A 24,214-nucleotide genomic window follows, 5' to 3' on the forward strand; every position below is an offset into this window, starting at 1 on the left:
TGACCGTTCATTTGGCTTTGATCATGATATATTTGTATTGTGAAAATTAGGCGAGAGTGACACGCACGGCTACAGAAATGTAGCAGTAACCGGGGCGTACCTCCTCTCGCTTTTTGTATTTTTGATTTTCTCAAAATAGTGGGTAAAACATAGAAATAGAAAGGAATGCACTATCAGAGTGTCTCTTTTCGAAAACAGCAAGTTTTCTGACAGTTTGTGATTACAGCGCACTCTTGTTAGGATTATTTCAACAATATTCCAGAAAGAAGGCGAAGAAAATAACTGTCCAAAATATAACTTTAAACGAAATACTACCAAATACAAAGCTAGGAATTAAATGGGCCATAGAGTGGTTGAAGTCCCAAAAAGCAAAAGAAGTAAATAGCACTGGATCATTGGTTACGGGCCTTATTGGTGATATTTCATATGGTTTTTGGATAATTCCCCGTGATCATAAGGATATTAAAAACCCTCTAGAACAGGTCACAATCAAAAAAACAGAGTACAACAAGTTTAAAGAAAATTTAATTAGAGTTGATAAGGCTTTTTTACTAATACCACGAACTTACAGACGGCTAATAAGCGAGGGGAAAAGCGAATATTGGAAGGATATATCCTATTTCGTTCAAATTCCACACCAAGTATTAGTAGATGAGATCGTAAATAAAAAACCAAGAACTCCAACATCTGAAACTACAATAAATATTGGATTCTCTGAGAAGCAAATTGATAAATGGGAGGCAAGAGGGGTTTTATATTTCCCCTTCTTCGAATAGCGAGAGATTAAGAGTTTTAGATACAACCATAGTTAAGACATTTCTTTGATCTTTTCTACTTGACTCTAAATTATATCTAATATTAAAATGGTCTTGTTCTCCTTTGTAACAATGGAGATAAAGATTTTAAGCAAAGAGCACAGCGCATTTGCTACGGACCGGAGCGGACGCCATGCTTTTATTTTGTATTGCAGGAATTTTATTCCTTCTGTCGAAATTCAGTGGCAGGAGGTGTTATATGATCAATTTTGGAGATTCAGTGGGAAAAACTTTTAATGCGATGGCTTGGGCAATAGCTGAAGGATTAGGTTTGTATTTGGTTTTTCCTATGCTGGTAACTGCGATACTCTTACGGATTTTGAGAGTAAAAGGTGAAGCGCATAAGTTTTTAGTTGGGATTGTTGGTCTAGTAGGGCTTTATCTCTTCTTCCAATATGGAATAGATGATTTTGGCGCAAAAATACAGCAAGTTAGCACACAATAATACATATTCGTGAAGTCGCTCATTACTGGGCGGCTTTTTTTCTATTGGGGGTAATTAATTTGAAGAAGCAACAGCAGCGGCGTTTAAAAGATCCGCCTCGGCAGCCAACTAAGTGTAAGGGTTGCATATGGGGGCGCTGGGAAGGAACTGCACAGTTTTGTTCTAGGGTGAAATGCCAGAAGGGAAAAACTCCCTGAGCGTCGAAATATGATGTCGAAAGGAGATGCAGTGATGATGCAAGCAAAAAAGCCTATTGAACTTTTAGGGAAGATGATCAGAGGAGTATTTACATCGTTCAAAGTAAGCTGAAGAATGGAACTGCTGATTTTTCTGACCTTGGAGAAGTAATGAGAGTTGTACAACAAAATCCAACTGCTTTAAATTCTTTCGGGATAACTATGATTGTAAGAATAGCAGAACTTCATCTCAAAAGACCGGATTTCGTGGATTATGGATACACTCTCGATAATTTAAATTCAGCTTTTGGAATCCGATAATAATTAAGAGTAGCACCTAATGTAGAGTTGGGTGCTTTTTCATGCTTAGAATTGACCTTCTGTGAGCCATTCTCAGGCTTTATATCAAGAACGTGTGTTTGTGTGGTGAAGCTCAGAAAAAAGCATGATGAGCAGGTTCTCTTCGTCTCCGACTGAGTTTGCGCCAATCCCTAGATGGAAAACCAACTCAACACAAATAATTGTAAAAAGAATTAAAAAAGGATATTAGGAAACGATAATTCCATTACGATATGGAGGTAATTTGATAATGGGATTTCGAAGTTTAAAGATATCTACCGATGTTGTTACACATGCAGCGAAAAACCTCGTGCAAAGTACAAATGATGCTGCTGCAAAAGCTGCTTCAAGAGCTGCTGCAAGAGCCGCTCGAATAGCTGAGAGAGAAGCACGTAGAGCTATAAGAGAAGCGGAGGAAAGAGCAGAACTTGAAGCAAAACGAATAGCCGAGGAATTGGAAAAGAAAGCACGTGAAGCTGAAGAAGCAGCGAAAGCTCAGGCAGCAGCTCAACTTGAAGCTGCTGCAAAAGAATTAAGGGAAAGAACAGAGGCCTTGATTAAAAACCAAGTAAATAGTGCACTATCAAATATTAATCAAAATCTGGAAGGCCTTAATGAACAAGGAAAACAATTAGTAGCAAAGCTTCAGGAGTTACGAGACTTAACTGATTTAGATAAGCTAAAAGCTGAAGTGCTTAACAGAGCGGAAGAACTCGGTGAAGAATATTTAAAAGAAAAATTAGCACCAATTGAGAGTCAACTTTCAATTAGTGCTATTCCGGATCTGGAACTCAACTTAGATAAAGCTACTTTATTAGTGCAGCTAAACATTTACTTTTTATTACCAGAAGACAAAGATAAATCTACCTCTGAATTTGCTATTGCTTCAATTAATTCGGAAATTTCACAATCAATATCCCAACTAACTGCTCCAAGTGTTTCTGCTAAGTTTAATTTTAATAAAGAAAGAATTTCAGACGTAATACAAAATAAAATTGAATCAGAGAAGGACCAGCTTGTACAAATGTTTTTTGAAATGTTTTTCTCTGAATATTTAACAGTATTCAAAAAAATACAAGAAGTATTGCCTGACCTTTTTTAATAAGGATAATCGTGTGACAGTACCCTAATTTGGGTGCTGTTTTTTAATTTGTTTTTATTTAATTGGAGGTTTCTATGGACATCAGAATTATTCCGATCGAGCAGCTCAATGCAGCTGTCTATAACCCCCGGGACCTTAAGCCAGGCGACTCAGAGTATGAAAAGCTTCGACGCAGCCTAGACGAATTCGGGTATGTAGACCCGATCGTTTGGAACGAACAGACCGGCAACATGGTCGGCGGCCATCAGCGGTATAAGGTGCTTGTCAGTGAACAGGGTCTCACAGAGTTGCCCGTATCCGTGGTCAATCTGGATCCTGAGCGTGAACGGCTACTGAATCTGGCACTGAATAAAGTGTCTGGTCGCTGGGATGACGAGGCGCTGGCGCAATTACTAGGTGAGCTGCAAGAGGGTGGGGCTGATCTGGCGCTGTCCGGTTTTGATGCGGGAGAAGCCGAAAGATTAATTGCTGATTTCACAGAGCCGGCTGCCGATCAGCTTGGAGACTTTCAGAACCGTGAGTTAGATGTCAGTGAATTCGATGAGTCACGCTTTGACTGCAAGTGTCCTCGTTGCGGATTCGTCTTTGATAAAGAGGATGTATCATGAGTCGCCCAGCATGGGATTGGCGGTTATCAGATCTTGCCAGCGTGCCGAAGCATGGACATACCGTGTTCTCTTGCTTCAGCTGCGGTGGTGGCTCAACGATGGGATATAAGTTGGCTGGATACACGGTGCTGGGTAATGTAGAAATCGACCCGCAAATGATGCGGATCTATCGGCAGAATCATAATCCCCGTTATCCGTACCATATGCCTATTCAGGACTTTTAAGGAGGTGTCAGATTCAGAGCTGCCGCCGGAATTATTTGACCTGGACATTCTGGATGGTTCGCCGCCATGTAGTGTGTTTTCCATGGCAGGAGATCGAGAGGACAAGTGGGGTGGGGTGCATGCTTTCCGCGAGGGACAGGCAGTGCAGCGACTGGATGATCTTTTCTTTGATTTTTTGGATGTTGCAGAGAAACTCCGACCTAGGTTAAAGAGAAGAAGGAAAAATGAGCAATTTCAACACGATTCTGCTTAAAGATCAGAAGGTAGCAAACACTTATTTTTTCTTAGTCTTAATATTAAAATGTAAGGTTGAAATAACAACTATTAATAAAATCACACCTACTACATTAATAAATATAGGCTCATTATTCGAAAGTGACCTTATTAAAATTTTTATATTGATTCCTAGAGCAGCGAACCAACATAAATATACAAATAATTTATTGGTTTTTTTCATACATTTACCTCTCGCTCGTGTGATTACATTAATTATATAAAATTTCGAAAAAATATACATTAAAATAGTCAGGTTGTCGAGAAAACCTGGTTTTACGCAGGGGGGTTAAATTCATCTTGTTATTCTAAAAACTAAGATCCTTAGATCGTTTTAAATCAATTTTTGTTTTGAAAGATGAATCTACCCATATAAAAATCGAAGTGCCGAAAAGTCCTACGGACTTTTTCGGCACTCTAACTGCATTGAAAATACAGTTTTTTTTAAAATCTAAAGAAGGGAATAGGCATTTGCCATGGCTTGATTCATAGAACTCCAAGCGCTATATCCTTGGTAGGCAGTCCATACCACAACACCCCCAGCAGCTATTGCGGCTATTGCATTTGCAAAAGGTATAGCTCCAACTACCCCAAGAATTTCTAAGGCATACATTCCCCCGTAATTATTATAACTATCATAAGAATTTGAAACTTGTGTGGCATACATTTTGAAATCTGAAATCTTAGGATTGTTAGTAGTATTCTTCATTAAGTATACCTCTTTATATGCGTTTTTGACGTCTCTCATATCAAAAGAAACGCCTGAGCCAGTATACATGTAGACTTGAGTTGATGGGTTATCACCATTGTAATATGTATACTTCCAATGCCCGCCTGAGTCCCTTGTAGAAATTTGGGGTTGCTCATAAGGTTCTTGTACCACTAATTCGTTGTTAACATAGTTGTTACCATCTTTATCTACAGAGAAAACAGTTACGATGGTTTCACCTTTTATTTTATCTTTAAATTCAAAATCATTGTCAAAATTATAGGAAACAGTTTCTGAAATAGTAATACTTTTTGTACCTTCGGAGTCATATACAGGGGTATCTATTGTGATTTTTTTAGTCTCTGTGCCCACAATATTCCCATCATAATCCTTGTAATCAGAAGTGAATACTTTTGTTCCCGAATCAACGCTTGTCTGTGCTTCTGCAGCTGAAACTGGAATACTGACACTTAATAAAAATACGACTAGAGCAAGTGGCAAAATACGGTAAAAAAACCTAAACATAATTAAATCCTCCTAATATTTTATTTTTGGAACAAATTAACTATACATATTTTAGGAGAATATAGCAAATTTATTAGAAAAATATTTTATCGTGTAAATAATAGAATATATAGGAATTTTTCTGAAATCTAGTGAAAATAGAGCTTTTTGCAGTAGTGATTATAATAGAATTCTGAAATGTAGTTAAGCACTTTAGTGTTTTGCTAATATTAACTTAGCGACGTTTATTATTTGTTTTGGAATCTATGATAAAGTAGTAAGTATAGTTAAGATCCGGGGATCAAGCTGCAAATGGAATATGGCTATGATTGGATTAAGATCGACGATGGTGTCTCAGTTATAGGTAATTTTTTCTATAGAAGAAATAGAAACGCAGTTAAGCTCATTTTAACCTTTCCCCAAGCTCAGTTGGTTAGAGCGGTCGGCTCATAACCGATTGGTCGGGGGTTCGAGTCCCTCAGGGCCCACTTAGAGAAAACCCTTAATTTGTAAGGGTTTTTTGCTGTCCATAGGTTCCCTTGTAAGTAGAAGTAGAAGTAGAAGTAGAAGAGTTGGAAAAGCGATAAAATTGGAAATGGTCACATTTTGGTCACGGCGTTGTTTGATCCTCTGGTTTCTTGCTCATTTTCATCTTCGTATCTATCAGGTCTGCAGCATCTCTTTGCATATCGGGGAGTAGATGGGAATAAAGTTAGTTTAACATCGCTAGAGTCATACCCAGCCGTTGAGCTACCTTGGATCTATATAGCCTCCACCAGCTAGCAACATACTAAGTGATTTTCCCCGAATAATTTCCCATATTCTTTTTTTATAATCCTCGATTTGTTTGTAGCGTTCTTAAGGTCATCAATAATATTCTGAAAAAGTTTTACCCGTCGTATGGAATCATTCGTCTTCGGGCGTTGAATGACTAAACCATCACGTGTCCAGTTGGCCGTCTGAATCACCTTGAGTTCTTTCTTTTCGAAGTCGATATCACCCCAGCGAAGTCCAAGGATCTCACCACGTCTCATTCCAGTATAAATTGCCAATGAAAACACAATAGACTGGCGGGCGCCTCATCAAGCTAACAGGCAGTAAAGTTTAACTTAAAATAAACTTTCCGTTTCCCGCAGTTAACTTAAGGTGTAATCTGAAAGCACCTTTTTTTGAAGGTGATACTCATCAAGAACCGTATTTATGAAGGAGTGACTTAATGCAAGCTATTAAATCTATAATAGAGTGTCCAGAGCGTCATATAGAGATTGCTGAATATGTTAAAGAAAAATATAATTCGAAAAGATTTATCGCCATGGATTGCTCCTTTATTCATTGACGAGAATGAGCGAGGGCAAGGTTTAGGTTCAGTATTGTTGGAGCATGCCAGAAAAATGGTGGGGCAATTGGGATATACGAAGGTTTATATAACGACTGACCATATTCGTTACTATGAGAAATATGGATTCAGAGAAATCGGTTTGGATAATTTCGAATGGGGACGACCCACCAAAATCTATGAGCACGACACTATAAAGTAATTTATCGCAACATGGTTTGTTTGGGACTTAACTAATGGGAAACGATAGTTGAATCTACAGAGGGATGGTATCAAACATGGACTATGAAATCAAAATAGCAACCTTGGAACATAAAGAAATACTCAGCAACCTGTTACAATTCTATATTTATGATTTCTCAGAATTTATGGAGTTGCAGTTTGAGGCAAACGGTAAATATGGTAATTATCCAATTGATGAATATTGGTCTAAAGACCCCAATTATCCATATTTAATCAGTCTCAATGGGAAATTTGTTGGATTTGTCTTAGTCAAATTAAAAAATCGGGAAGAAGATGACGCATATTTTTCTATTGCTGAATTTTTTATTGCGAAGAAGTATCGTAGGCTGGGATTAGGGAGATTGGTTGCTAAAGATATATTTGATATGCACCAGGGAAAATGGGAAGTTTACCAAATAGATAACAACAAGCCCGCTCAACTCTTTTGGAAAAAGGCAATAGAAGAATATACAGGAGGAAAATTTACTGAACGAATTGAAGTAGGAAGAAGAACACAAGTATTCTTTAGTTAATGATATTCAGGACTAGCAAGGGCTTACGCTAACGGGAAACGTGAGTCCAAAAACCAACAGTAGTCTAGGACTTTTTCTTACTAGTCATATATACATAATGTTCCAAATAATTTATATTAAGGTTCTAGGGTTTGGGAGTAATGGCATTGCAATTTGGAAGAACCTCGCCGGCATTGGCGAGGTTCTTATATTAATGGGGGTTGCTGGTTGACAAAAATGATAATTTTGTTGGTTATTCTTGCTATCATTACTGCTGTTTTTGTATTCAAAGTTTTATCAAGAAAGAAGAGTTACCCTCCCCAAAGTATAGTAATTGATCCACTTAAGATTACGATCCAGGACATAGACCGAATGGAAGACGGAACTGGCTTTGTAGAATATCTGTATCGTTTATTTTTGGCCATGGGTTATAGTGATGCATATAAAACGAGAGGAGGCAGAGATTTTGGATCTGACTTAGTGTTTACAGACGGGGAGGGGGTTCGAAATGTTGTTCAGGCAAAGTGTTATTCTTATCCAGTAGGGTTAGAAGCTGTTCAAGAGATCTATAGTTCCATGAGATATTACAGGGCAAAAAAGTCCATGGTAATATCCTCAAATCAATATACCTCAGCGTGTGAAGAACTTGCTAGTTATAACGCCGTAAGATTACATAGTAGAAGTGACCTTATAGAAATTATAAACTTTTTCAAGTCAGGGCAGATTGATAAGGCAAAGGATATCCTTGAGTCAGAGCCCAGGATTATACTGGAGTCATGGGATAATAAAGTAATTAAGAAGGACTTCAAAGTTGAAAAACGATGGGTTGCGAAGAAATAGATAGTTCGTAGAACAAGGAGCTTTTATACAGATGAACAATGAAGATTTTCAATACAGAAATACATACTTTTTCGTAGGGAATCCAACGATTCTATGGATCACCATACTTGGCTTGGTGTTGTTAGGATTTGTATTGTTTTATTTGATTAAGAAATACATAAAGCAGAGAAAATGAAACCAGGTATTTCATTATTGTTCAATAATTATGATGTTGCGAATGAGGAATAACAATCTTTGATGGTTGTAATGATGTGTGGAGCCCTCATATCTATTGGTGGATATAACTATTTAAAAAACAGAAAATGTTGAGTTTGTAGTTGTGCTTAAAAGTCCATAAAGAAACCCAGGACAAACTCCAGGGTCTAATGGGCACATTGGTCACAAATTTGGTCACAAACTCATTTTAATTAAGTTTAATCGATATTAGCTAATCCCAATAAAAACAAGAGTTCTTAAATAGAGTTTAAGGCATTTATCCCTTTCCTCTATATCAGTTGGTTAGAGCGGTCGGCTCATAACCGATTGGTCGGGGGTTCGAGTCCTTCAGGGCCCGCTTATCAAAAAACCTTACTTTGTAAGGTTTTTTTGCTGGCTATAGGTACATAAATTCAAAAGGCAGGGAATTAGGAAGGCTGGAATTTTGAGCTTGCTAACGGATGCACTGATACCAGATTTATCGCCATGCGCTTGCAGGGATAGTTTAAATCTTTTGAATGCACTAAAGAGCAGAGGGATTTAATAAATCTTAAATAGAGGTCTGACATTCATTTGAAAAAAGTGCTATAATTATTAAATCAGTGTGTAGAGATATTGGTCTTTTTATTGGGCCAAAAATATATGTCTCATGATACGTCTGCCATCTGAAATATGATTCACGGAGATGACAAACATGCATGGAGACACAAGACTGCCCAGAAACGGAAAAGAAGGTATATTATTTTTACTCATTATTTCAATCATTTCAGTAAACACTATTGCCCCTATTATTGTGGGGTTGGAACGGGGCTTCAGTAAGGAAGTGTATATAGATACACTAAAGGTTATTCCGTTTATGTGGATGATCGTAGTTTTATCCGTAAGATTAGTTGCCGGGCCGATTGTTGGGAAAGTGATGCCGAAATTCATGGGACAAACCGATGGATTTAATGCTAGGGTGCTGTTGAATACTTTATTGAATGTTACGGTGTTATCTATTTTATTATCGATAATCGGTACATGGGTTGGGACGAAACAAATAAGTCTAGAGCCACTTAAAAACTTCCTTCACATCTGGCCAAGAAACTTTGGTATAGCATTTTGGGTTGAACTGTTGGTTGCTCAGCCGATAGCAAGATTTGCGATGAAAACATTACACACAAGACAGGATCGTAAAACAGAAAGTGTAAATGCGTAACTAGCTGGAACGTTGTATACGAATAAGAATCTCAGGAACGTCCATGGTGGGCGTTCTTTTTTTGAGTCCCGTTATCATAGCAGTATTGAACATGTAAAAGAGCCATCATAGGATTAATCTACAACGGCTCTTTTATACTTAGAATCTGATATTCTGACATGACGCAATGCAAACCATGCAGCCAACACAAAAAGGGCGCTGTCGCAAGCCATGAAATGGTTTTGAAGCAGCGCCTTTTTTTTGTATCCAGTTAGACTTTTCTGATAGGTATGGTGCCCGAAAAGTTGTCCCAATCGTTGTTCCTATCGCTATACTCTCGGTTTCCGACCATCATTCTTATGGTTTCATACTATCCCATAGCTGCTGGAATGCCCCGGACTCGACCTCGAAGAATACAGGTGCCTGACCGTAACGTACTAGCCCTTGACCAAACAGCGTCAGCTCTACCCGGGCGTTGTCTTCCAGCTGGAGATAGAGAACCTTGCGGTCTTCGCTGTCGTAGATGCCTTGCGCGATAAGTGGCTCTGCTGCCAGCGGTTTGGCTGCTTGGAGTGCCTTCAAGAAGCCATTAAGCGCCTCGTCGTCAGCAAGCGGTGTGTACTGCTGCTGTCCGTTGTTCCAACTGTCGAAGCTTTCCCACTGTGCGGAAGTAATTCGACCTTCCAGATTTAGCTTGCCAAATAGATCTGCGCCGCTGTTTACGGTGATCCCGTTTGTATGCTCATACAGTTCGGCGAATACCTCGCCGTTGATTTCCGAATAGGACATAATCAGGAAATTGGAATCATATCCCTTCACGGAATAGATATCCGTTTCGCCAATGTTAGAAGCCAACTCAATATATTTGTCTTTACCGCTCCATTCATCGATGCCACCTGTAGTACGTCCCAGCTTGTCACCACGCAGAGCGGCAGCATCGGCTGCGTTGATTCGAGTCGCAGACTGTGTATAAATGTTATCTTTATATACGACTAGAGCGATCATATCTGCCATAACGCCAGATTTGGTATCTGGCAGTTCCAACTTGGGGATAACAATGCTTCCGGACGCATTTATGCCAGAATTGTCTGGTTGGTTTGGACCTGGAGTTACCTGAGCGATTTGCCCTTGAGTACTCTGGCCATTTAACTGCTGCCATATATTAGGTGCAGCTAAGCCGATCCCGGCGGCGAGGACGATACTTGCCGCGATATAAACCGTCTTGCGTGGACGTTTCCGCTCCTGCTGTTGCTCCAGTTTGTCGATCAATTCTTTTTTCATCTCTTCACCTGGTTTCATAGAATCCACCGCTTTCTTGTATAATGTTCGAAACTGATCTTCTTTCATTGTGATTCCACTCCTTCCAGCTCCAGTTTTAACAGTTGCCGTCCCCGCTGAAGTCTCATCTTCACGGCAGACTGACTAATCTGCAGAATCTTGCTGATTTCCTGGATGGGATAGTCCTCGTAATAATAAAGATGGATTACGGTTTTATACTTCATAGGCATCGCCATAACTAACTGCAGTAGAGCCAAATCCTCGGGAGTGTCTACCGCAATCGGCTCAGCATTTTCCAGTTTAACCTCGCGCTTGCGCCAGCCTCTGCCCAGTAATGTTTTACAATGATTGGTGATTACCCGGATCAGCCATGCTTTCTGATGTTCAGCGTCTATGAACTTTGGTGCTTTTTCTATCAGTTTGATGAAGGTGTCCTGAGTGGCCTCTTCGGCATCTTGGCGGTTGCCTAAATGGACCAAAGCAATCCGGAACAGCATATCTGCGTAGATTTCGTAACTCTTTATCACATGATTTCCCGGCCGGGTCATGGATCGTTGCATGATTCTATGCCCCCTTTACCTATAACACCATTTAGGACGGCATTTGGTCACATTATGTTCCTGAGAAAATTTGTTAGCGTCTAGATCAAGGGTTAGAATCTAAAAAAGGCGCGATTGCCCCAGCAGCCATATCATGACTACTGAGACAATCGCGCCTTTATAATAGAAGTTCCCCTTTACGGGAGGCCCTCCTCAATATGTTTATATGTATAGTTTGGATCAAACCTTTTTACAAGAGCCATGCTATATTGATAAATCCGATCCTTCTCTTTTCGATAAAAGTATCTTGCGTTAGGTTCATCTGCAAAAATCACCGTTGTACTTACGACGGGAGCCTTACTAATCTGGGTGTGTACTTTATAAAGATCTTCATTCTTATAATCTCTCGTAGCTACCAAATAATGAATCACTTCATTGTCCATATGATTTCGGAAGGCCTGAAGCGCTAAAGAAGCGACTCCATATACAATAACGAAGGTAATAAGAATTATTTTTGTTCTTTTCTTCATTAATTCCCTCCATTTAGCTAAAATGTATATATTATAAGATAATATATTGTGACTGGTATGTCATATCTATTGTATCTTGTAATCTACACATTAGAAGGGTGGAGAGAAAGATGACGCAGCAAGAAGAAAAAATACAGGAGCTGGAGCGGCGAATTAAGGTATTGGAGAATCATACTAGTCCCAGCCTACCAGGTCTCAGAATCTTATGGTTTATTATTTGGGGAGTTGTGGGTATGTTCCTCATTCTAATTCTTATTGGTTTGATTCAATTTGTCGCATAACAGAGCTTATAATTACATATAAGGCAGCAAATTTCCTGCCGATAGTTAAACCCGCGTAGGTAAAGAATTGCCTGGGTATACTATACTTGCTGCCTTTTTATTATGAACTTACACAAATCATCTTCAGTCTTCTTTGGGTTCTTGCAATAAAATGGAGAAGGTCCCCGTTTCATGATCCACTTCAATCGACTCGATCCCAACAAAATCCGGAATTTCGGGGTGTACTGCATCTACGTTATAATCTGGATGAGTCATCAATAATTCAATTACTTTAATGGCTTCCATATCGATCCCCCTTGCGAGAAATTCCACCATAATTAATGGTCCTTCATTGCGACTACCCTTATTATCTCCGCAGTCATTATTGAATATGTGTTAATCGTTCTTCGTTTCTTCCCATCACGGCCAATAATTGCCCCTGAAAAACACGTCTTTGAATTTGATCAATCCGCTGTAAAGCCAGCTCGCTTGGCACTTGAAATTCTGCTGCAAGATAGCTGATTGCATCTTCCCGTTGCTCAGGCAATGTCATGCGGGAGATCATGGAGTAGGGCATAGCTGCATAAAGAATAAATCGCTCAGATTCATCCTCCTGTGCCCGCGTAAAATGTTCTGGCATCAATATTTGATCAGTACCATGGCGGAGCAGATGACAGAGCTCATGGAGAAACTCTAGCCGCTGCAGACTGGCTGGAAGCCGGTTGTCAATAAACATGGTGTACATCCCCGCTGATGCTTCGATGCTCTTGCTTCTTACATCCAAATAATGAACCCAAATATTAAGCCGTTCTGCAATATAAGCAATCGAAATTTGCGAAGGCTGAGTAAGGTTCAGACGCTTGTATAAATCTTCTGTCCACTTCTCCAGCGCAGTCATTTGATAATAGGATTTCATGTTATTCATATCATTCACCTCATTCAGAATCAGTTATAGGATCGTATGTTCGCATAAATGAGCAAAAGAAAAGCCCGAAGGCTATGTAAAGTAAAAAACATAAGGACACATAAGAACGAGTGTTCTCGTGTGTCCTTAGCATAAAGCAATTAAACACTAATATCAAGTGTTTTTCCTAAATTCGGAGCAACGCTTTTGCCCAGCATTTCCACCATCGTTTGACTCTGGGTTTCAGCCTGATTTTTGGCAATATTCATGACTTGTATTCCTACATTTTGAGCTAAGGATGCCTGGCTCATTGCCATTGATAATGCGGCTATATCCATATTGCACCTCCTTCGTGTATATCCTGTTTATCGACAGTGCCTACCTAATTCATTAGGTGAATAGCATTTGTTTGCCAGTTCGCCCAAACGGCTTATCTCCTTTTTACATATCTTGTGCTGTAGTCATTAATCATTAGGAGGAATTAATTATGGGAATGGAACATTGTGGTTGTAACGTAGGTCCTGTAGTAAGCCCAGTAAATGTAGGTCCGGTGTGTAGTCCTTTTACTTCAACAGGAGCTATTCTGGTACTCTTCATCTTGCTGGTTATCATCACTAAAGCTTGCTTATTCTAAGCTAGCTGATGCACATTGTAGCCCCATCCGGTATACCGGATGGGGCTATTCTTTTGAAGCACTGTTCACGTTAGCTTATTATTTGAACATAAATTCTACGCGGGTTCCATCCGCATAATCTTCTAACTGATTGCCAACCCAGCTTCCTGCGCCGCGGTTATCTTTTGGGGTTATGTATTCAATGTCGGCCCCTTTGCCGCCTTCATTACACATGGCCATGGGCCATTCATCGCGGTCGTAGCCTTTTTTGGTGGGGATCCCTTTTAAGGATTCTTTGCGGTTGTCTTCAGCCTGCTCACGGTTAATCGTGCACGTCGCGGACTCCCCTTTAGCAATCGCGTCCTGAATGTGCTTAGCAGTCTCAGGATAACGATCTGATGGGAAGATCAGCTGAACAACTTCTGAATCAGATGTGGACGAGGGGGCTGACGGATCTCCGTTCTGTTCATACCAGTAACCGCCCAAAGCAAGTAACACAATAATGATGAGACTGGTGAGTAATTTCTGTATTTTCAAATCTGCTCCTCCTTTTTTGGAACTTAAAATAGTATATCTTATATCATAATGCAGTGCGATTTAATATACTTAGGAAAAATAAGAGGAGGACGGAATTGGATATGGAGTATTTGATTACGATTGAAGATCAGACGCTTATAGCCTCTGCTGAAGATATTATTACTAGACGCTATGAATGGGGAAGACACCATGTAGGGGCGGCGCTCCGTACTAAGACGGGGGAAATCTTTACAGCGGTACATGTAGAAGCTAGCATGGGACGAATTACAGTCTGTGCAGAAGCGATGGTGATTGGAAAAGCGATATCCGAAGGCTACAAGGAATTTGATACGATTGTTGCGGTAAGGCATTCTGATCCGGACAGCGAGGAAAGAGAAATTAAAGTAGTTTCTCCCTGCGGGATGTGCCGTGAGTTAATTGCTGATTACGGGAAGGATTGCAAAGTTATTGTATCCGAGGACGGCCGGTTAGCTAAATATGATATTTCTGAATTACTACCGCTGAGATATACAAGGTAAATTGGAGATATAGTCAGGAGCCGCCGGGCTCCTTTTTTTATTGAACCGTGAATTTATTCAGCAGTTCCTTACACTGCCCTAAATTAATTTACAACTTCATGTCCATTCGCTGAGTTCATGTCACTATTGTCCCCATACTATAACTTAAAAAAGTTAAAAGGATGTGAGAGTGGATGGAACAGCGCAATCTTCGAAATATGGTTGATTCGGCATCGAGGTTTGTGAGCGATGTTCAGTGGCAAATCGCGTATCGTAAATTGCAAATGGCTCCGGCGGATTCGGAAACGGTACCTTCTGCTCAGAAATTGTTGAATACCCTTTATTTTCTGCAAGGAAAAGGATGGATTAGTGGACAACATGATTATTTGGAGAGCGCCGATGAGTTCAATGGGAAGCTGAAAAATACTAGCGGGCAATTCGCCGCCCTTCACGGCTATGAGCTGGGGGCAATCAATAATCAGACGGCGGCACTAATAGACAATCAGCGGGATTGGGTCGTTAGCAGCGCTATTCGCTGGTATAAAGCCGGTGGAATCGTAACGATTAGCTATCACGCACAGTTGCCAGGGACTGCGCCAGCTTGGGATAACGTATCTACGAGCATAAGCAACGCTGATTTTGACAAATATATAACCCCGGGTACCTCTCAGTACAACGCACTGATCGCTGATCTGGATAAGATAGCCCTTTCTTTAAAAAAACTAAATGATGAAGGAGTTCCTGTGCTCTGGCGGCCGTATCATGAAATGAATGGCGGATGGTTCTGGTGGGGGAAGAAGATCAACTACGTGGGACTGTGGAACCTTATGTTTGACCGTTTCACCAGCTATCATAAGCTGCATAATTTATTGTGGGTCTGGAGCCCAAACGCCAAAAATCAGTGGAGTGATGACCCTGCCGAATACTACCCAAGCGGTGACAAAGTAGATGTGCTGGCACTAGATATCTATGATGGGGATTTTAAGGGGAGTCACTATGATAGTCTATGGGATCTGGGTCGTGGAAAAGTGATTGCGATTGGAGAAAATGGAGAGCTACCGTCCCCTGTACTACTATCTAAATCACAGCCTAAATGGTCTTATCAGATGACCTGGGGCAAGCTTCTTTATGAGAAGAATACCGATGCGGTAATTAGAGCCTTTATGAATGACAGCTTTGTATTCACGCGGGAAGAGTATGCTGTTGAGGCGGCAATTGTAGCCGCTAAGGGAGACAGTGTGCTGCAGAGTGGACTATGGGGGCAATATTACAATAATATGACTCTTAGCGGCGCACCTGCGCTGACGCGAACCGATGCTAACATCCAATTTTCGTGGAAACAGGGTTCGCCTGATCCAGCCATTCGTGTCGACGCTTTCTCTGTACGGTGGAGTGGAAAACTGACTGCAGCCTATAGTGAAACCTATACCATTTACTCCTCCTCTGATGACGGGGTACGGGTGTGGATTGATGGAGGGCTGATCATTGATAGCTGGGTGAATCAGAGTGGACAGGAGCGAAAAGGCAGTGTGAATCTGATAGCTGGCAAGCTACATGAAATAAAAGTGGAGTACTATGAGAATGAGGGGGACGCGCGAATTGTATTGCAGTGGGAAAGTCCTAGCCAACCCAAAGGGATTATTCCAGCAGGAGCGTTTTATCTTCCATAAGACGATATCCGAACTGATTCGAGCATCGGAATATTAGCGAAAAAGCCCCGGATTTCGGGGCTTTTTTAATGTGAAAGGTTCTTAGATTTGTTCACGGTAGCTAATGTTGTTGGCGATCTTCTCGTCACGAACAGCTTTGCGCAGAACATCTTTGACGGTTTGGGCATCATGGATTTTTCGGAAAAGAAGCTGAGGCGCTGAGGCATCATCAGAAAATACAGTTAATGTACCGATGCCGAGCATCCGGTCCATGATAGATTGTGCTACGGATAAATCGCGTACACGCAGTAATTCGATTTCTTCGACATTTTTACCGATAAGTCCGGTCTTTACCATAATGCGCTGGCTTGTAATGGTGTACGTAGTCGTGTTTAGGCGTACGATTCCTTTGAGGCGATCAGAGATACTGGCTGGTTTGCCTTTCCAGAGCACGACTTCTTGAGTAGCGTTTGGATTTGCTGATGGACGACGGGTGGTCACTGGAGCAGTTCCGTCAATGCTAGATCCGCATTCTCCACAAAATTTAGCGCCCTGCTTATATTCTGATCCGCAGGTTGTGCAATAAGGCATAAATACTCTCCTTCCCTGATTACAATTGAAATAATTATAACATAATAGTCATTTTACATAAATTTCATTTGCGCTTTACACAAACCGACATTATTCTGTTAAGTGGAGGGATAAATAATGAAAAAAGTGTTACTAATAGGAACGCTAATGCTGACTGTCATCCTTAGCGCCTGCAGCAATAATAATTCAACTTCATCGGCTCCTGCCTCGGAAGAAGAAGTGCAGGAAACCGTGCAAAACTTCTACAATGAAATGTCTAAACTTGATGAATTAGGAAAATCATCTTTAGCGGAGTTCAACGAAGCTATTGCTGCTTATTCAGCAGGAGAACTTTCGGATAGGCAGTTGGAGAAGAAGATTAACGAATTCCAAAAGACCGCAACAGACCTATCCAATCAGGCTGAGAAAGTGAAAATTTCCTCTAGCTTGCCCGAAGACATTCGTAAACTGCTTGATGAGTCCAAAATTGCTTTTCAAAGTGCTTATTCTCTAAAAGAACAGGCCTCTCAAGGTGCTGATTCCGCAGAGGTCACTGCTGAGAAGTTCGAGGAATTGAATCAGAACGCTGACGTCGCGATGCTATACGGCATTTCCAAGCTTAATGAAGCAAGAGAAGCAACAGGACTCATCGATGCTGATGGTCAGTCCACCGCTGAATCAGAGAAAGTTCAAGAATAGATCGAAATTTAGACGCTGAACAGTTCAACTGTCAGCGTCTTTTTGATGCGATTTTGAGCTTGAGTAGAGGTAACACTGCCAATCCTATAAATAAGCCAGCTACGATTCCTTTTGTGAGGTCTGAGAGGGTACTGCTTCGATATACGAGGGGGTATAGACACAGGAATAATACGGGAATTAGGATGAGCAGGGCATTGTTTTTTTTCAAGTGGAAAGCTCCTCTCAATTAGATATTCAATATTATACAACTTTTAGATAAAAGAGGAGGATTTTAAAGTGGGATCTTTTTCCTGATTATTGATTATTCAGCGAAGGTGTGGATATAATACAAACATACGTTCGTGTGTAGCGGAATAAGTATAGAAATTAGGGAGGGGTTACCATGGGCAAAAAGCTGGAGAAAAACGGACTGTGGGAAAGTAGTCGCATGATGCTGCCGGAGCATAAGGTAAGAATTATTAGGGATGAACGGGAGACCCTGCGCCGCATTAAGCCTATTCTGGATGAGCAGAAGCTGGAGGAGATCGAATGTACACTTGCCTTATCGTTACGGAGTCATGTGCGCGTCACTGTTGTGCTGTTTGATCCTTTTGAGAATACGACAATTAGTGGTTTTGTGACTTCCATTCACACCCACTCGCGTGAGTTTAAGCTACAGTGGGCGGAGGAATGGAAGTGGATCAATGTAGATGATCTAGTGGAGGTTTACATCGTCTAATGCTGAGAACCGCTGACTTCACTTTTTTCATAAGCAATTAGGGTCACCGTTGGGTTGCCGGTCAGATTTGCAATGGAAGCTTCGGCATTTCGAATAATTTCGAGTGCTTCTTCCTGCTCGCTCAGGGCAGCAACTTTATAGCTATCACTATGAATGTCCATATGTGTTCCCACCTTTCGCTAATATTTTGCCCTTTTTTGTAGAAATGATCCAAGGTGAAGAAGCTATGAATAGGTGCTTTTCAGGGGAGATCTCGGGGATACCGGGGTCTTTTTTTTGCAGATGCAAGCAGGGGTATTAGTACAAGCGAATGGGGAAGCGGGATCATTGATTATACCAAGGGGTGATTCTATGCTGACTTTAGATCAAGTGAGGGACAAATCGGCAGCGAGGCTTGTTGGGCTTCATCCTGTTTTGGCAGCAGGGGCGAAGGCTTTGATTCAGCAAAGCTATGCCAGAGGAGTGCCCATCGTTATTACTCAGGGATTGCGGTCGATTGCTGAACAAAATGCCTTGTATGCGCAGGGGAGAAGTAAGCCTGGACCTATAGTTACCAACGCCAAGGGTGGAACCAGCTATCACAATTATGGCCTTGCGTTTGATTTTGCGCTTTTGCTGCCGGATGGAAATAGTATTTCCTGGGATATGAATCGTGATGGTGATAAAGATAAAATAGCGGACTGGCAAGAGGTTGTACAGGTGGGAAAACAGCTAGGGCTTGAGTGGGGAGGAGACTGGACGTCTTTTAAAGATTATTCACATCTGCAAATGGCCTTCGGCTTAACTACGACTCAACTTCGGGCAGGTAAACGTCCTACGACGGATCAGGTCAATGAAGCTTTAAAAAGAATTACTGGGGAGGATGACCAGGTGAACAAAGACGTTAAAGTAACGATAACCTTAAACGGTACTAAACTTACGGAGGGTGTTCTTGATACCGGCGTAACATATGTACCCGTGCGTGCTCTGGCTGAGGCGCTTGGAGCAAAGGTTACGTATGACGCAGCGAGCAAGACAGTGAATGTTGTAAAAGAGTAAAGCTATTCATGTATAGACAGTGCCACCCAAGGGGAAATTATCAGTGATAACTAACCATAAAGGGAGGCATAACACTGTGAACAAGCTGATAACAAGCCTTGCATGCGGTACTGTACTGTCAATGAGTATAATGGGAGCTAGTTACGCTAATCCAATCGGGTCAGCCGCTTTAGGCGGTATCCCGAACGCGAATACGGGCATGGATGGTACCGTGAATAACACTCGGATGATGAATACGGAAGGCAATCTAATGAACGGTACCACGGGAACGATGAATCAGCATGAGAGCATTATGAAAGATAAGATTCGCACAGGGGAAAATTATAGACCTAACACCAATAACTACAATGAAAATTACACCCGGGATAACTACAACAGAAATACGGTAACTCCACTATCCAACACTACAACGGATGGTAGATATCGGGCAACCAGTACAACTACAAATACTGGGACTACCAGCAGAGGATCTAACTGGGGCTGGCTCGGATTGTTTGGACTCTTGGGCCTTGTCGGAATGAGAAGCAGAAGTGACGAACGCAGATAATCGACATGCCAAATAACCCGTGTCGGCACACGCTGGAACGGGTTATTTTTAATGTGATAAAACTTTTTTTGAAAAAGGGATTGCGCGTTATCGATATTCATGATATTATATTTCTTGTCGCGTTATACGTAAACATCGTATGAAGCAACAACACATAATATGCCGGGGTGGCGGAACAGGCAGACGCACAGGACTTAAAATCCTGCGGTACGTGAGTACCGTACGGGTTCGACCCCCGTCCTCGGCATCACAGTGAAAACCTTGAGAAATCAAGGTTTTTTTTGTTTTTCTTGATTATTTGCAAAAGGGAATTGTATTTAGAACAATTATTAAGCGCACAGGATTTACTCCTTTAATTATGGAGTTTTGTCATGAAAGGTACCCAATTTACTAGCAAGTTCCTCTTCCCCGGTTAAGACCTCGACCATGATGCCCGCCCCCAAGCGAAATCCATACTTGAAAATAGATGTTAACTCCATGCCATGAGTTTGAGCATATAAGTCTAATAACGTTTCTAACTCGTCGAATTCCTCCTCTGAAAGTCGCTCCTTCCAAATCTCTATGATTTCAGATGTTTTTTGGCTTAACTTAAAGTATTGCGGGTCATTAGATATGATATTTTCATCTGGATGCAAGCTACCATGATATAGCTTCTCTAAAAGACTTCTCATTTCCTCATCCCCTTCTTTTATAATGTACTTTGTATTCAACAGTGATTTTTATAAATGGAGTATTGTTTTTGACATATCAGAGTTTTTCTTGAATGAATCATATCATAGATTATCATCATTTTGTAGAGTATACTACGTGGATTTTATGGTTAAGACAACTAGATAATGAATCTAAAAGAGGTATTACCTTGAAATCAGAAGAAATATTTGGACAAGTATTAAGGAGCACTCGGAAGAAGCAAAAGATGAGTCAAGAAAAATTAGCGTTCCAAAGTAACCTTGACCGAACCTACATATCTATGCTGGAACGTGGCGTTCACCAGCCTACCCTAAATTCTTTGCTATCTCTTGCTGAAGCTTTGAACATGAAGGCATCGGAGTTAGTGGAGCTTGTGGAGCAAAAGATTGCTGAAACCAAATGAATATATTTTTAATGAGAAAGAATGATTGATGCTGGTCATTCTTTTTTTATATTTACGCGTGCCTACCAAGCGAGTAATGCTCATGTTTGTAATAACTGTAACAGTTTCATGGGATAGCATTTCTTGTATATCGAATATCTTAAGTCTGTATTGCAGGGAAGACTGAAATATAAAAAATAGATGGTCGTAAAAAAATTCATGGATTGGATGTGTAATGTGAAATATGTTCACTTTTGAAAAAGGTCAAAGATGGATATATGTATTACTACTAGAAGAAGGAAAGCTTTACGTAGGACAAACCGACAATCTAATAAAAAGAATGAAAAAACATGGCACAAAAAAAGGCGCTGAGTGGACTAATATTTATAAACCTATTAATTTCCTTAAAATAATAGATAACGGTATTTGTACAGAGGATGAGGTACTGAAAAAAGAAAATGAAGTAACAATTGAAATGATGAACGAATACGGATGGCTAAATGTTAGAGGGGGGATCTATTCTAGTGTTAATGAACTTCTGATCTATGAAAGGTTAGTAGATAATAATTCATTGCCTTTTGATATAGAACAACCTTTACATAATCCAAAACATATATTGAAAATATCTAAAGGAATGAATCGAAATAGAATTAAACTTGATCTTTTCAAAGAATTTGATGAAGTAACAAAGGCAACAATATTCGCCTCTATAAGTGGTACATTTGGCTCAAGGACAAAAAATGATGATAAACTTTTTGCCTTTGATGTAGAAAAAATTACAGAATTATGGTTATCAAAGAATGAAACGAAATATCTACGAATATCGCGTGACGAAGTATATGAACAATTTGAAAAGCTAAAAAGAAATAAGATCGATTATAAAACAAAAAACGAAGGGAATTTACATATTGGAAAATAATTGAATAATACTTTTGTACTGATTTTCAATTGTTTGGCTCACTGCATACAGCAGATTCCACTACACGTTCCCAAAAATCACTCATCGTTTTATTCCTCCAATAATTCATTTTGATTAATATTTCCAGCTTTAAGGCCGCTGAGTGTTCCATATCCAATACCGAAAAAATAACCAACGGATGTTCCTGCACTGGGGAATATTGCTGTACCAAGTGCTACGCCTACTCCTTCAATAAGTGCACCTGCTACGCTCAGCGCTGACTTCCCGGATTTTCAAGTGCTCTATCGATCTTTCTCACCTTCTCTCAGAGATTAACTCAAAATAAACGGGAAGAGCGGCAGCTCTCCCCGTTGTACTGATGATTCTATTTTGTTTACTGCTTAGTCCTTGGTGAATTAAGCACTCGACTAACTTAAAGAGATATTCGACGGAGTTGCCGCCCAACCAATAAATAGAGACAAGATGATTTTGTAAACGATATAATTAGAAATTTTTGTGAATAAAGTGATGTTACGTTGTAGCTTGCTTATGAATTTCAACCAGAAGGTATGGAAAGAAGAACATATATTTCAATCAAGACTTTAAATCCTCTAATACAATATTAATGATGCTTCTTGAAAAGTAGCATTTTCTTGTTTTTTGAAGAATGGAATTGCTGAATTAACAGCATTTTGAAAAATAGGGTTGGCATTATAAGCATGTATGTATTCTATGATACCTTAATTATTCCCATTGGTGATCATACTCTTTTTTCTGAACTTTGAAATAATAGAATACGTCTGTTTTTTCTCGTCAATCCAGATTGTATGCACAGTCTTATTTTTAAATACAAAGCGAAACGTCCCCGCCCTTTTTCAATAATGAAATCAGGAAGGACAAAAGTACTTAACCGCTCGTATAACTGTTCATTTGTAATCAGTGATGACATAGGATGATTAGTGAAGTTTAACTTCAATAATCTCACTCCAGCTATTCCATTTACAATCATATAGGCCAAAGCCCATCCAATAATAAAACCAATAAACAAACCAAAGCCCAGACCTCCGATTATCATAAAAGCAATACATGATACAGAAATTAAGCTGTAATACCATTTTCTATAGCCCTTCATAGGATTCTCTAAGACTATAGGTTCTTGGGCAAATGTATGCTTTCCTGGAGCGCTATTCATCATTATATTTCCTCCAATTTGATTGATAAGCTATTTCAATAACTTAAAGACCAACTGACCTTTAAGTTTCTTTCTTGTTTTCAATAATCATATTTGTGTTGTCCATCAATACTTCCAGTAGACACTGCTTAATGGTTTCAGGGGTTATAGTTAAAGCTGATGGATGGCAACCGCTTCTCACACCTCCCTTCGGATCATACAAAGTTAATAGATCAACTAAAGTGATCTCCAGAAAATCGATATTTGTTCTAGTATTTTGATCGTAGGGTTCTTTTCTCCACGTTCGATCTGCCCAAAGTAAGATGTGTTTACCCTTGCACTTAGTGCAAGCTGCTCCTGACTGAAACTATTTTTTAAACGTAAAATCCTGATATTTTCCCCGATTGATTCGATGCTGTTCATTTCCCTTCACCCCTAATAAAACGATAGAATTTTTTGGTAAGAGGCTCAACAGGATTTAGTGCGGATTTCAATGCCTATAGTAGAGAATTGATACAGAGTGTGGTTAAATCGTGGATAAAATCATTTAGAGGAGGTTTTTTACATCTCATTATCTGAGGGATATACAAATCGGAGTTAATGAAATTTAGAAATGACCCTGTTCTTTCAGACTGTAAAAGCGATTGCCGCCAATAATGACGTGATCAAGGACTTCTATTCCTATGATTTCCCCTGCGGCTATGAGCCGTTTAGTCAGATTAACGTCTTCGATTGATGGTTCCGGGTCTCCGCTCGGGTGGTTGTGAGCGCAAATGAGAGAGGTGCTACAGCGTCTAATCGCTGCGTGGAATGCTTCTTTAGGATGAACAATCGCGGCATTCAGAGAGCCTATGGAGATGACCTCATTGAAGATGAGGCGGTTCTTGGTATTGAGGAAAAGGCAGATGAAGTGTTCCTTCTGTTCGTAACGTAATTCTGATTCGAGTAAATGGAAAACATCTTTAGGACTACGAATGACATGTTGATTCTCATCAGGTAAAGCCAATAACTTTGCAAGTTTTAACATAGCGGTAATTTGCCTGGCTTTTCCTTTGCCGATTCCTTTTATAGAAACTAATTGTTGTTCTGATACATCCATTAGTTCTGTAGCTGTAGGAAAGCGCTGGAAAAGCTCTTGAATTGTGTAGCTGTCGTTGCTTTCTCTTAATGATTCTGATACTAGTTGTCTTAAATCATGTTCCTTAGCCTGTTGCATA

35 protein-coding genes, 2 tRNA genes and 1 pseudogene are annotated in these 24,214 nt (G+C 40.2%); 22 read left to right on the forward strand and 16 right to left on the reverse strand.

Going from position 1 to position 24,214, the window contains the following annotated elements:
* The first annotated feature begins 233 nt into the window (after positions 1–233).
* The 5 genes and pseudogenes from NSQ29_RS03720 to NSQ29_RS03740 form a co-directional block, all read left to right on the forward strand.
* On the forward strand, positions 234–776 hold the full coding sequence (locus tag NSQ29_RS03720; RefSeq protein WP_341059811.1) for a hypothetical protein: 543 nt from the start codon (positions 234–236) through the stop codon (positions 774–776).
* A gap of 238 nt (positions 777–1,014) precedes the next feature.
* Positions 1,015–1,260 (forward strand): hypothetical protein, encoded by a 246-nt coding sequence (locus NSQ29_RS03725; RefSeq protein WP_340972126.1) that lies wholly within the window; start codon positions 1,015–1,017, stop codon positions 1,258–1,260.
* Positions 1,261–2,025: 765 nt separating this feature from the next.
* On the forward strand, positions 2,026–2,877 hold the full coding sequence (locus NSQ29_RS03730) for a hypothetical protein (RefSeq protein ID WP_340972122.1): 852 nt from the start codon (positions 2,026–2,028) through the stop codon (positions 2,875–2,877).
* Between the two features lie 74 nt (positions 2,878–2,951).
* Positions 2,952–3,485: a ParB N-terminal domain-containing protein gene (locus NSQ29_RS03735; protein ID WP_341059813.1), complete on the forward strand. Its 534-nt coding sequence runs from the start codon at positions 2,952–2,954 to the stop codon at positions 3,483–3,485.
* Positions 3,486–3,583: 98 nt separating this feature from the next.
* Positions 3,584–3,917 (forward strand): annotated as a pseudogene (locus NSQ29_RS03740) (DNA cytosine methyltransferase); the annotation flags it as partial.
* Positions 3,918–4,433: 516 nt separating this feature from the next.
* Here NSQ29_RS03740 and NSQ29_RS03745 read toward each other — a convergent pair.
* Positions 4,434–5,216: a hypothetical protein gene (locus NSQ29_RS03745; RefSeq protein ID WP_341059815.1), complete on the reverse strand. Its 783-nt coding sequence runs from the start codon at positions 5,214–5,216 to the stop codon at positions 4,434–4,436.
* A gap of 401 nt (positions 5,217–5,617) precedes the next feature.
* Here NSQ29_RS03745 and NSQ29_RS03750 point away from each other — a divergent pair.
* A tRNA-Met gene (locus tag NSQ29_RS03750) sits at positions 5,618–5,683 on the forward strand.
* A gap of 291 nt (positions 5,684–5,974) precedes the next feature.
* On the opposite strand, the gene NSQ29_RS03755 is transcribed toward NSQ29_RS03750, so the two are convergent.
* Positions 5,975–6,247: a tyrosine-type recombinase/integrase gene (locus NSQ29_RS03755; RefSeq protein ID WP_341124381.1), complete on the reverse strand. Its 273-nt coding sequence runs from the start codon at positions 6,245–6,247 to the stop codon at positions 5,975–5,977.
* Between the two features lie 222 nt (positions 6,248–6,469).
* Between NSQ29_RS03755 and NSQ29_RS03760 the strand changes: the two genes are divergently transcribed.
* The 5 genes from NSQ29_RS03760 to NSQ29_RS03780 all read left to right on the forward strand — a co-directional run bounded on the left by NSQ29_RS03760 (position 6,470) and on the right by NSQ29_RS03780 (position 9,498).
* The gene (locus tag NSQ29_RS03760) at positions 6,470–6,733 is read left to right on the forward strand and encodes a GNAT family N-acetyltransferase (RefSeq protein ID WP_341124382.1); all 264 of its coding nucleotides are present in this window, start codon (positions 6,470–6,472) and stop codon (positions 6,731–6,733) included.
* 76 nt (positions 6,734–6,809) lie between these two features.
* Positions 6,810–7,286: a GNAT family N-acetyltransferase gene (locus NSQ29_RS03765; protein ID WP_341124383.1), complete on the forward strand. Its 477-nt coding sequence runs from the start codon at positions 6,810–6,812 to the stop codon at positions 7,284–7,286.
* A gap of 216 nt (positions 7,287–7,502) precedes the next feature.
* A complete protein-coding gene (locus NSQ29_RS03770) occupies positions 7,503–8,105 on the forward strand; it encodes a restriction endonuclease (protein ID WP_149647046.1) in 603 nt (200 codons plus the stop codon).
* Between the two features lie 31 nt (positions 8,106–8,136).
* Positions 8,137–8,280: a hypothetical protein gene (locus NSQ29_RS03775; RefSeq protein WP_341124384.1), complete on the forward strand. Its 144-nt coding sequence runs from the start codon at positions 8,137–8,139 to the stop codon at positions 8,278–8,280.
* A 714-nt stretch (positions 8,281–8,994) separates the two neighbouring features.
* The gene (locus tag NSQ29_RS03780) at positions 8,995–9,498 is read left to right on the forward strand and encodes a hypothetical protein (protein WP_341124385.1); all 504 of its coding nucleotides are present in this window, start codon (positions 8,995–8,997) and stop codon (positions 9,496–9,498) included.
* Between the two features lie 336 nt (positions 9,499–9,834).
* Here the strand turns inward: NSQ29_RS03780 and NSQ29_RS03785 are convergent, their stop codons facing one another.
* From NSQ29_RS03785 to NSQ29_RS03795, 3 genes are all read right to left on the reverse strand, one after another.
* Positions 9,835–10,824, reverse strand: a complete 990-nt coding sequence (locus tag NSQ29_RS03785; RefSeq protein ID WP_341052335.1) for a hypothetical protein — start codon at positions 10,822–10,824, stop codon at positions 9,835–9,837.
* On the reverse strand, positions 10,821–11,315 hold the full coding sequence (locus NSQ29_RS03790) for an RNA polymerase sigma factor (RefSeq protein ID WP_341124386.1): 495 nt from the start codon (positions 11,313–11,315) through the stop codon (positions 10,821–10,823). The genes NSQ29_RS03785 and NSQ29_RS03790 overlap by 4 nt, the downstream gene beginning before the upstream one ends.
* 176 nt (positions 11,316–11,491) lie before the next feature.
* Positions 11,492–11,824 (reverse strand): DUF3139 domain-containing protein, encoded by a 333-nt coding sequence (locus NSQ29_RS03795; protein WP_076299638.1) that lies wholly within the window; start codon positions 11,822–11,824, stop codon positions 11,492–11,494.
* A 110-nt stretch (positions 11,825–11,934) separates the two neighbouring features.
* On the opposite strand from NSQ29_RS03795, the gene NSQ29_RS03800 reads away from it, so the two are divergent.
* Positions 11,935–12,105: a hypothetical protein gene (locus NSQ29_RS03800; protein ID WP_179086700.1), complete on the forward strand. Its 171-nt coding sequence runs from the start codon at positions 11,935–11,937 to the stop codon at positions 12,103–12,105.
* A 123-nt stretch (positions 12,106–12,228) separates the two neighbouring features.
* On the opposite strand, the gene NSQ29_RS03805 is transcribed toward NSQ29_RS03800, so the two are convergent.
* The 3 genes from NSQ29_RS03805 to NSQ29_RS03815 form a co-directional block, all read right to left on the reverse strand.
* A complete protein-coding gene (locus NSQ29_RS03805; protein WP_156113171.1) occupies positions 12,229–12,420 on the reverse strand; it encodes a hypothetical protein in 192 nt (63 codons plus the stop codon).
* A 46-nt stretch (positions 12,421–12,466) separates the two neighbouring features.
* The gene (locus NSQ29_RS03810; RefSeq protein WP_231573332.1) at positions 12,467–13,009 is read right to left on the reverse strand and encodes an ImmA/IrrE family metallo-endopeptidase; all 543 of its coding nucleotides are present in this window, start codon (positions 13,007–13,009) and stop codon (positions 12,467–12,469) included.
* A gap of 140 nt (positions 13,010–13,149) precedes the next feature.
* Positions 13,150–13,326, reverse strand: a complete 177-nt coding sequence (locus tag NSQ29_RS03815; RefSeq protein ID WP_076098563.1) for a YjfB family protein — start codon at positions 13,324–13,326, stop codon at positions 13,150–13,152.
* Positions 13,327–13,475: 149 nt separating this feature from the next.
* On the opposite strand from NSQ29_RS03815, the gene NSQ29_RS03820 reads away from it, so the two are divergent.
* Positions 13,476–13,622 (forward strand): hypothetical protein, encoded by a 147-nt coding sequence (locus tag NSQ29_RS03820; RefSeq protein ID WP_156113170.1) that lies wholly within the window; start codon positions 13,476–13,478, stop codon positions 13,620–13,622.
* 78 nt (positions 13,623–13,700) lie between these two features.
* Here the strand turns inward: NSQ29_RS03820 and NSQ29_RS03825 are convergent, their stop codons facing one another.
* Positions 13,701–14,132 carry a NucA/NucB deoxyribonuclease domain-containing protein gene (locus tag NSQ29_RS03825; RefSeq protein WP_339248645.1) on the reverse strand — a complete coding sequence of 144 codons (432 nt, stop codon included), beginning with the start codon at positions 14,130–14,132 and terminating at the stop codon, positions 13,701–13,703.
* Positions 14,133–14,239: 107 nt separating this feature from the next.
* Here NSQ29_RS03825 and NSQ29_RS03830 point away from each other — a divergent pair, with 107 nt between their 5' ends.
* The gene (locus tag NSQ29_RS03830; RefSeq protein ID WP_042194350.1) at positions 14,240–14,656 is read left to right on the forward strand and encodes a cytidine deaminase; all 417 of its coding nucleotides are present in this window, start codon (positions 14,240–14,242) and stop codon (positions 14,654–14,656) included.
* 173 nt (positions 14,657–14,829) lie between these two features.
* Positions 14,830–16,305, forward strand: coding sequence for a glycosyl hydrolase (locus NSQ29_RS03835; RefSeq protein WP_341124387.1), 1,476 nt, complete (start codon positions 14,830–14,832; stop codon positions 16,303–16,305).
* Between the two features lie 81 nt (positions 16,306–16,386).
* Here NSQ29_RS03835 and NSQ29_RS03840 read toward each other — a convergent pair whose 3' ends face one another.
* Entirely contained in the window at positions 16,387–16,875 is a 489-nt protein-coding gene (locus tag NSQ29_RS03840) for a PH domain-containing protein (RefSeq protein ID WP_339797888.1), read from the reverse strand.
* A 117-nt stretch (positions 16,876–16,992) separates the two neighbouring features.
* Between NSQ29_RS03840 and NSQ29_RS03845 the strand changes: the two genes are divergently transcribed.
* The gene (locus tag NSQ29_RS03845) at positions 16,993–17,553 is read left to right on the forward strand and encodes a hypothetical protein (protein WP_149646645.1); all 561 of its coding nucleotides are present in this window, start codon (positions 16,993–16,995) and stop codon (positions 17,551–17,553) included.
* 382 nt (positions 17,554–17,935) lie between these two features.
* Positions 17,936–18,271 carry a YolD-like family protein gene (locus NSQ29_RS03850; protein WP_042130171.1) on the forward strand — a complete coding sequence of 112 codons (336 nt, stop codon included), beginning with the start codon at positions 17,936–17,938 and terminating at the stop codon, positions 18,269–18,271.
* Here NSQ29_RS03850 and NSQ29_RS03855 read toward each other — a convergent pair.
* Complete coding sequence (locus NSQ29_RS03855) at positions 18,268–18,432, reverse strand: hypothetical protein (RefSeq protein ID WP_179283823.1); 165 nt, start codon at positions 18,430–18,432, stop codon at positions 18,268–18,270. The genes NSQ29_RS03850 and NSQ29_RS03855 overlap by 4 nt on opposite strands.
* A gap of 190 nt (positions 18,433–18,622) precedes the next feature.
* On the opposite strand from NSQ29_RS03855, the gene NSQ29_RS03860 reads away from it, so the two are divergent.
* From NSQ29_RS03860 to NSQ29_RS03870, 3 genes are all read left to right on the forward strand, one after another.
* Positions 18,623–19,309 carry a M15 family metallopeptidase gene (locus tag NSQ29_RS03860; protein ID WP_341124388.1) on the forward strand — a complete coding sequence of 229 codons (687 nt, stop codon included), beginning with the start codon at positions 18,623–18,625 and terminating at the stop codon, positions 19,307–19,309.
* A gap of 76 nt (positions 19,310–19,385) precedes the next feature.
* Positions 19,386–19,856, forward strand: coding sequence for a hypothetical protein (locus NSQ29_RS03865; RefSeq protein ID WP_042190773.1), 471 nt, complete (start codon positions 19,386–19,388; stop codon positions 19,854–19,856).
* 161 nt (positions 19,857–20,017) lie between these two features.
* A tRNA-Leu gene (locus NSQ29_RS03870) sits at positions 20,018–20,103 on the forward strand.
* Between the two features lie 109 nt (positions 20,104–20,212).
* Here the strand turns inward: NSQ29_RS03870 and NSQ29_RS03875 are convergent.
* Positions 20,213–20,527 carry a DUF6809 family protein gene (locus NSQ29_RS03875; RefSeq protein WP_341124389.1) on the reverse strand — a complete coding sequence of 105 codons (315 nt, stop codon included), beginning with the start codon at positions 20,525–20,527 and terminating at the stop codon, positions 20,213–20,215.
* A 92-nt stretch (positions 20,528–20,619) separates the two neighbouring features.
* Here NSQ29_RS03875 and NSQ29_RS03880 point away from each other — a divergent pair, with 92 nt between their 5' ends.
* Positions 20,620–20,949 carry a helix-turn-helix domain-containing protein gene (locus NSQ29_RS03880; protein WP_341124390.1) on the forward strand — a complete coding sequence of 110 codons (330 nt, stop codon included), beginning with the start codon at positions 20,620–20,622 and terminating at the stop codon, positions 20,947–20,949.
* A 223-nt stretch (positions 20,950–21,172) separates the two neighbouring features.
* Positions 21,173–21,847, forward strand: coding sequence for a GIY-YIG nuclease family protein (locus tag NSQ29_RS03885; RefSeq protein WP_341124391.1), 675 nt, complete (start codon positions 21,173–21,175; stop codon positions 21,845–21,847).
* A gap of 25 nt (positions 21,848–21,872) precedes the next feature.
* Here the strand turns inward: NSQ29_RS03885 and NSQ29_RS03890 are convergent, their stop codons facing one another.
* From NSQ29_RS03890 to radC, 4 genes are all read right to left on the reverse strand, one after another.
* A complete protein-coding gene (locus NSQ29_RS03890) occupies positions 21,873–22,058 on the reverse strand; it encodes a hypothetical protein (protein ID WP_341124392.1) in 186 nt (61 codons plus the stop codon).
* A gap of 528 nt (positions 22,059–22,586) precedes the next feature.
* Positions 22,587–23,021 carry a hypothetical protein gene (locus NSQ29_RS03895; protein ID WP_341124393.1) on the reverse strand — a complete coding sequence of 145 codons (435 nt, stop codon included), beginning with the start codon at positions 23,019–23,021 and terminating at the stop codon, positions 22,587–22,589.
* A gap of 213 nt (positions 23,022–23,234) precedes the next feature.
* Positions 23,235–23,420, reverse strand: a complete 186-nt coding sequence (locus NSQ29_RS03900) for a helix-turn-helix domain-containing protein (RefSeq protein ID WP_341124394.1) — start codon at positions 23,418–23,420, stop codon at positions 23,235–23,237.
* Between the two features lie 184 nt (positions 23,421–23,604).
* Complete coding sequence (gene radC / locus NSQ29_RS03905) at positions 23,605–24,213, reverse strand: RadC family protein (protein WP_341124395.1); 609 nt, start codon at positions 24,211–24,213, stop codon at positions 23,605–23,607.
* Position 24,214 lies beyond the last annotated feature (1 nt).

It is taken from the genome of Paenibacillus sp. FSL F4-0236 (genome assembly GCF_038000135.1).
GTDB lineage: Bacteria > Bacillota > Bacilli > Paenibacillales > Paenibacillaceae > Paenibacillus_AQ.

Bases quoted from the DNA above. Each gene is read 5' to 3' on its own strand.
- NSQ29_RS03725 (WP_340972126.1), top strand. From the start codon at position 1,015: ATGATCAATTTTGGAGATTCAGTGGGAAAAACTTTTAATGCGATGGCT.
- NSQ29_RS03730 (WP_340972122.1), top strand. From the start codon at position 2,026: ATGGGATTTCGAAGTTTAAAGATATCTACCGATGTTGTTACACATGCA.
- NSQ29_RS03735 (WP_341059813.1), top strand. From the start codon at position 2,952: ATGGACATCAGAATTATTCCGATCGAGCAGCTCAATGCAGCTGTCTAT.
- NSQ29_RS03745 (WP_341059815.1), bottom strand. From the start codon at position 5,216: ATGTTTAGGTTTTTTTACCGTATTTTGCCACTTGCTCTAGTCGTATTT.
- NSQ29_RS03760 (WP_341124382.1), top strand. From the start codon at position 6,470: ATGTTAAAGAAAAATATAATTCGAAAAGATTTATCGCCATGGATTGCT.
- NSQ29_RS03765 (WP_341124383.1), top strand. From the start codon at position 6,810: ATGGACTATGAAATCAAAATAGCAACCTTGGAACATAAAGAAATACTC.
- NSQ29_RS03770 (WP_149647046.1), top strand. From the start codon at position 7,503: ATGATAATTTTGTTGGTTATTCTTGCTATCATTACTGCTGTTTTTGTA.
- NSQ29_RS03775 (WP_341124384.1), top strand. From the start codon at position 8,137: ATGAACAATGAAGATTTTCAATACAGAAATACATACTTTTTCGTAGGG.
- NSQ29_RS03780 (WP_341124385.1), top strand. From the start codon at position 8,995: ATGCATGGAGACACAAGACTGCCCAGAAACGGAAAAGAAGGTATATTA.
- NSQ29_RS03785 (WP_341052335.1), bottom strand. From the start codon at position 10,824: ATGAAAGAAGATCAGTTTCGAACATTATACAAGAAAGCGGTGGATTCT.
- NSQ29_RS03790 (WP_341124386.1), bottom strand. From the start codon at position 11,315: ATGCAACGATCCATGACCCGGCCGGGAAATCATGTGATAAAGAGTTAC.
- NSQ29_RS03795 (WP_076299638.1), bottom strand. From the start codon at position 11,824: ATGAAGAAAAGAACAAAAATAATTCTTATTACCTTCGTTATTGTATAT.
- NSQ29_RS03800 (WP_179086700.1), top strand. From the start codon at position 11,935: ATGACGCAGCAAGAAGAAAAAATACAGGAGCTGGAGCGGCGAATTAAG.
- NSQ29_RS03805 (WP_156113171.1), bottom strand. From the start codon at position 12,420: ATGGTGGAATTTCTCGCAAGGGGGATCGATATGGAAGCCATTAAAGTA.
- NSQ29_RS03810 (WP_231573332.1), bottom strand. From the start codon at position 13,009: ATGAATAACATGAAATCCTATTATCAAATGACTGCGCTGGAGAAGTGG.
- NSQ29_RS03815 (WP_076098563.1), bottom strand. From the start codon at position 13,326: ATGGATATAGCCGCATTATCAATGGCAATGAGCCAGGCATCCTTAGCT.
- NSQ29_RS03820 (WP_156113170.1), top strand. From the start codon at position 13,476: ATGGGAATGGAACATTGTGGTTGTAACGTAGGTCCTGTAGTAAGCCCA.
- NSQ29_RS03830 (WP_042194350.1), top strand. From the start codon at position 14,240: ATGGAGTATTTGATTACGATTGAAGATCAGACGCTTATAGCCTCTGCT.
- NSQ29_RS03835 (WP_341124387.1), top strand. From the start codon at position 14,830: ATGGAACAGCGCAATCTTCGAAATATGGTTGATTCGGCATCGAGGTTT.
- NSQ29_RS03840 (WP_339797888.1), bottom strand. From the start codon at position 16,875: ATGCCTTATTGCACAACCTGCGGATCAGAATATAAGCAGGGCGCTAAA.
- NSQ29_RS03845 (WP_149646645.1), top strand. From the start codon at position 16,993: ATGAAAAAAGTGTTACTAATAGGAACGCTAATGCTGACTGTCATCCTT.
- NSQ29_RS03850 (WP_042130171.1), top strand. From the start codon at position 17,936: ATGGGCAAAAAGCTGGAGAAAAACGGACTGTGGGAAAGTAGTCGCATG.
- NSQ29_RS03855 (WP_179283823.1), bottom strand. From the start codon at position 18,432: ATGGACATTCATAGTGATAGCTATAAAGTTGCTGCCCTGAGCGAGCAG.
- NSQ29_RS03860 (WP_341124388.1), top strand. From the start codon at position 18,623: ATGCTGACTTTAGATCAAGTGAGGGACAAATCGGCAGCGAGGCTTGTT.
- NSQ29_RS03875 (WP_341124389.1), bottom strand. From the start codon at position 20,527: ATGAGAAGTCTTTTAGAGAAGCTATATCATGGTAGCTTGCATCCAGAT.
- NSQ29_RS03880 (WP_341124390.1), top strand. From the start codon at position 20,620: ATGAATCATATCATAGATTATCATCATTTTGTAGAGTATACTACGTGG.
- NSQ29_RS03885 (WP_341124391.1), top strand. From the start codon at position 21,173: ATGTTCACTTTTGAAAAAGGTCAAAGATGGATATATGTATTACTACTA.
- NSQ29_RS03895 (WP_341124393.1), bottom strand. From the start codon at position 23,021: ATGATGAATAGCGCTCCAGGAAAGCATACATTTGCCCAAGAACCTATA.
- NSQ29_RS03900 (WP_341124394.1), bottom strand. From the start codon at position 23,420: ATGAACAGCATCGAATCAATCGGGGAAAATATCAGGATTTTACGTTTA.
- radC (WP_341124395.1), bottom strand. From the start codon at position 24,213: ATGCAACAGGCTAAGGAACATGATTTAAGACAACTAGTATCAGAATCA.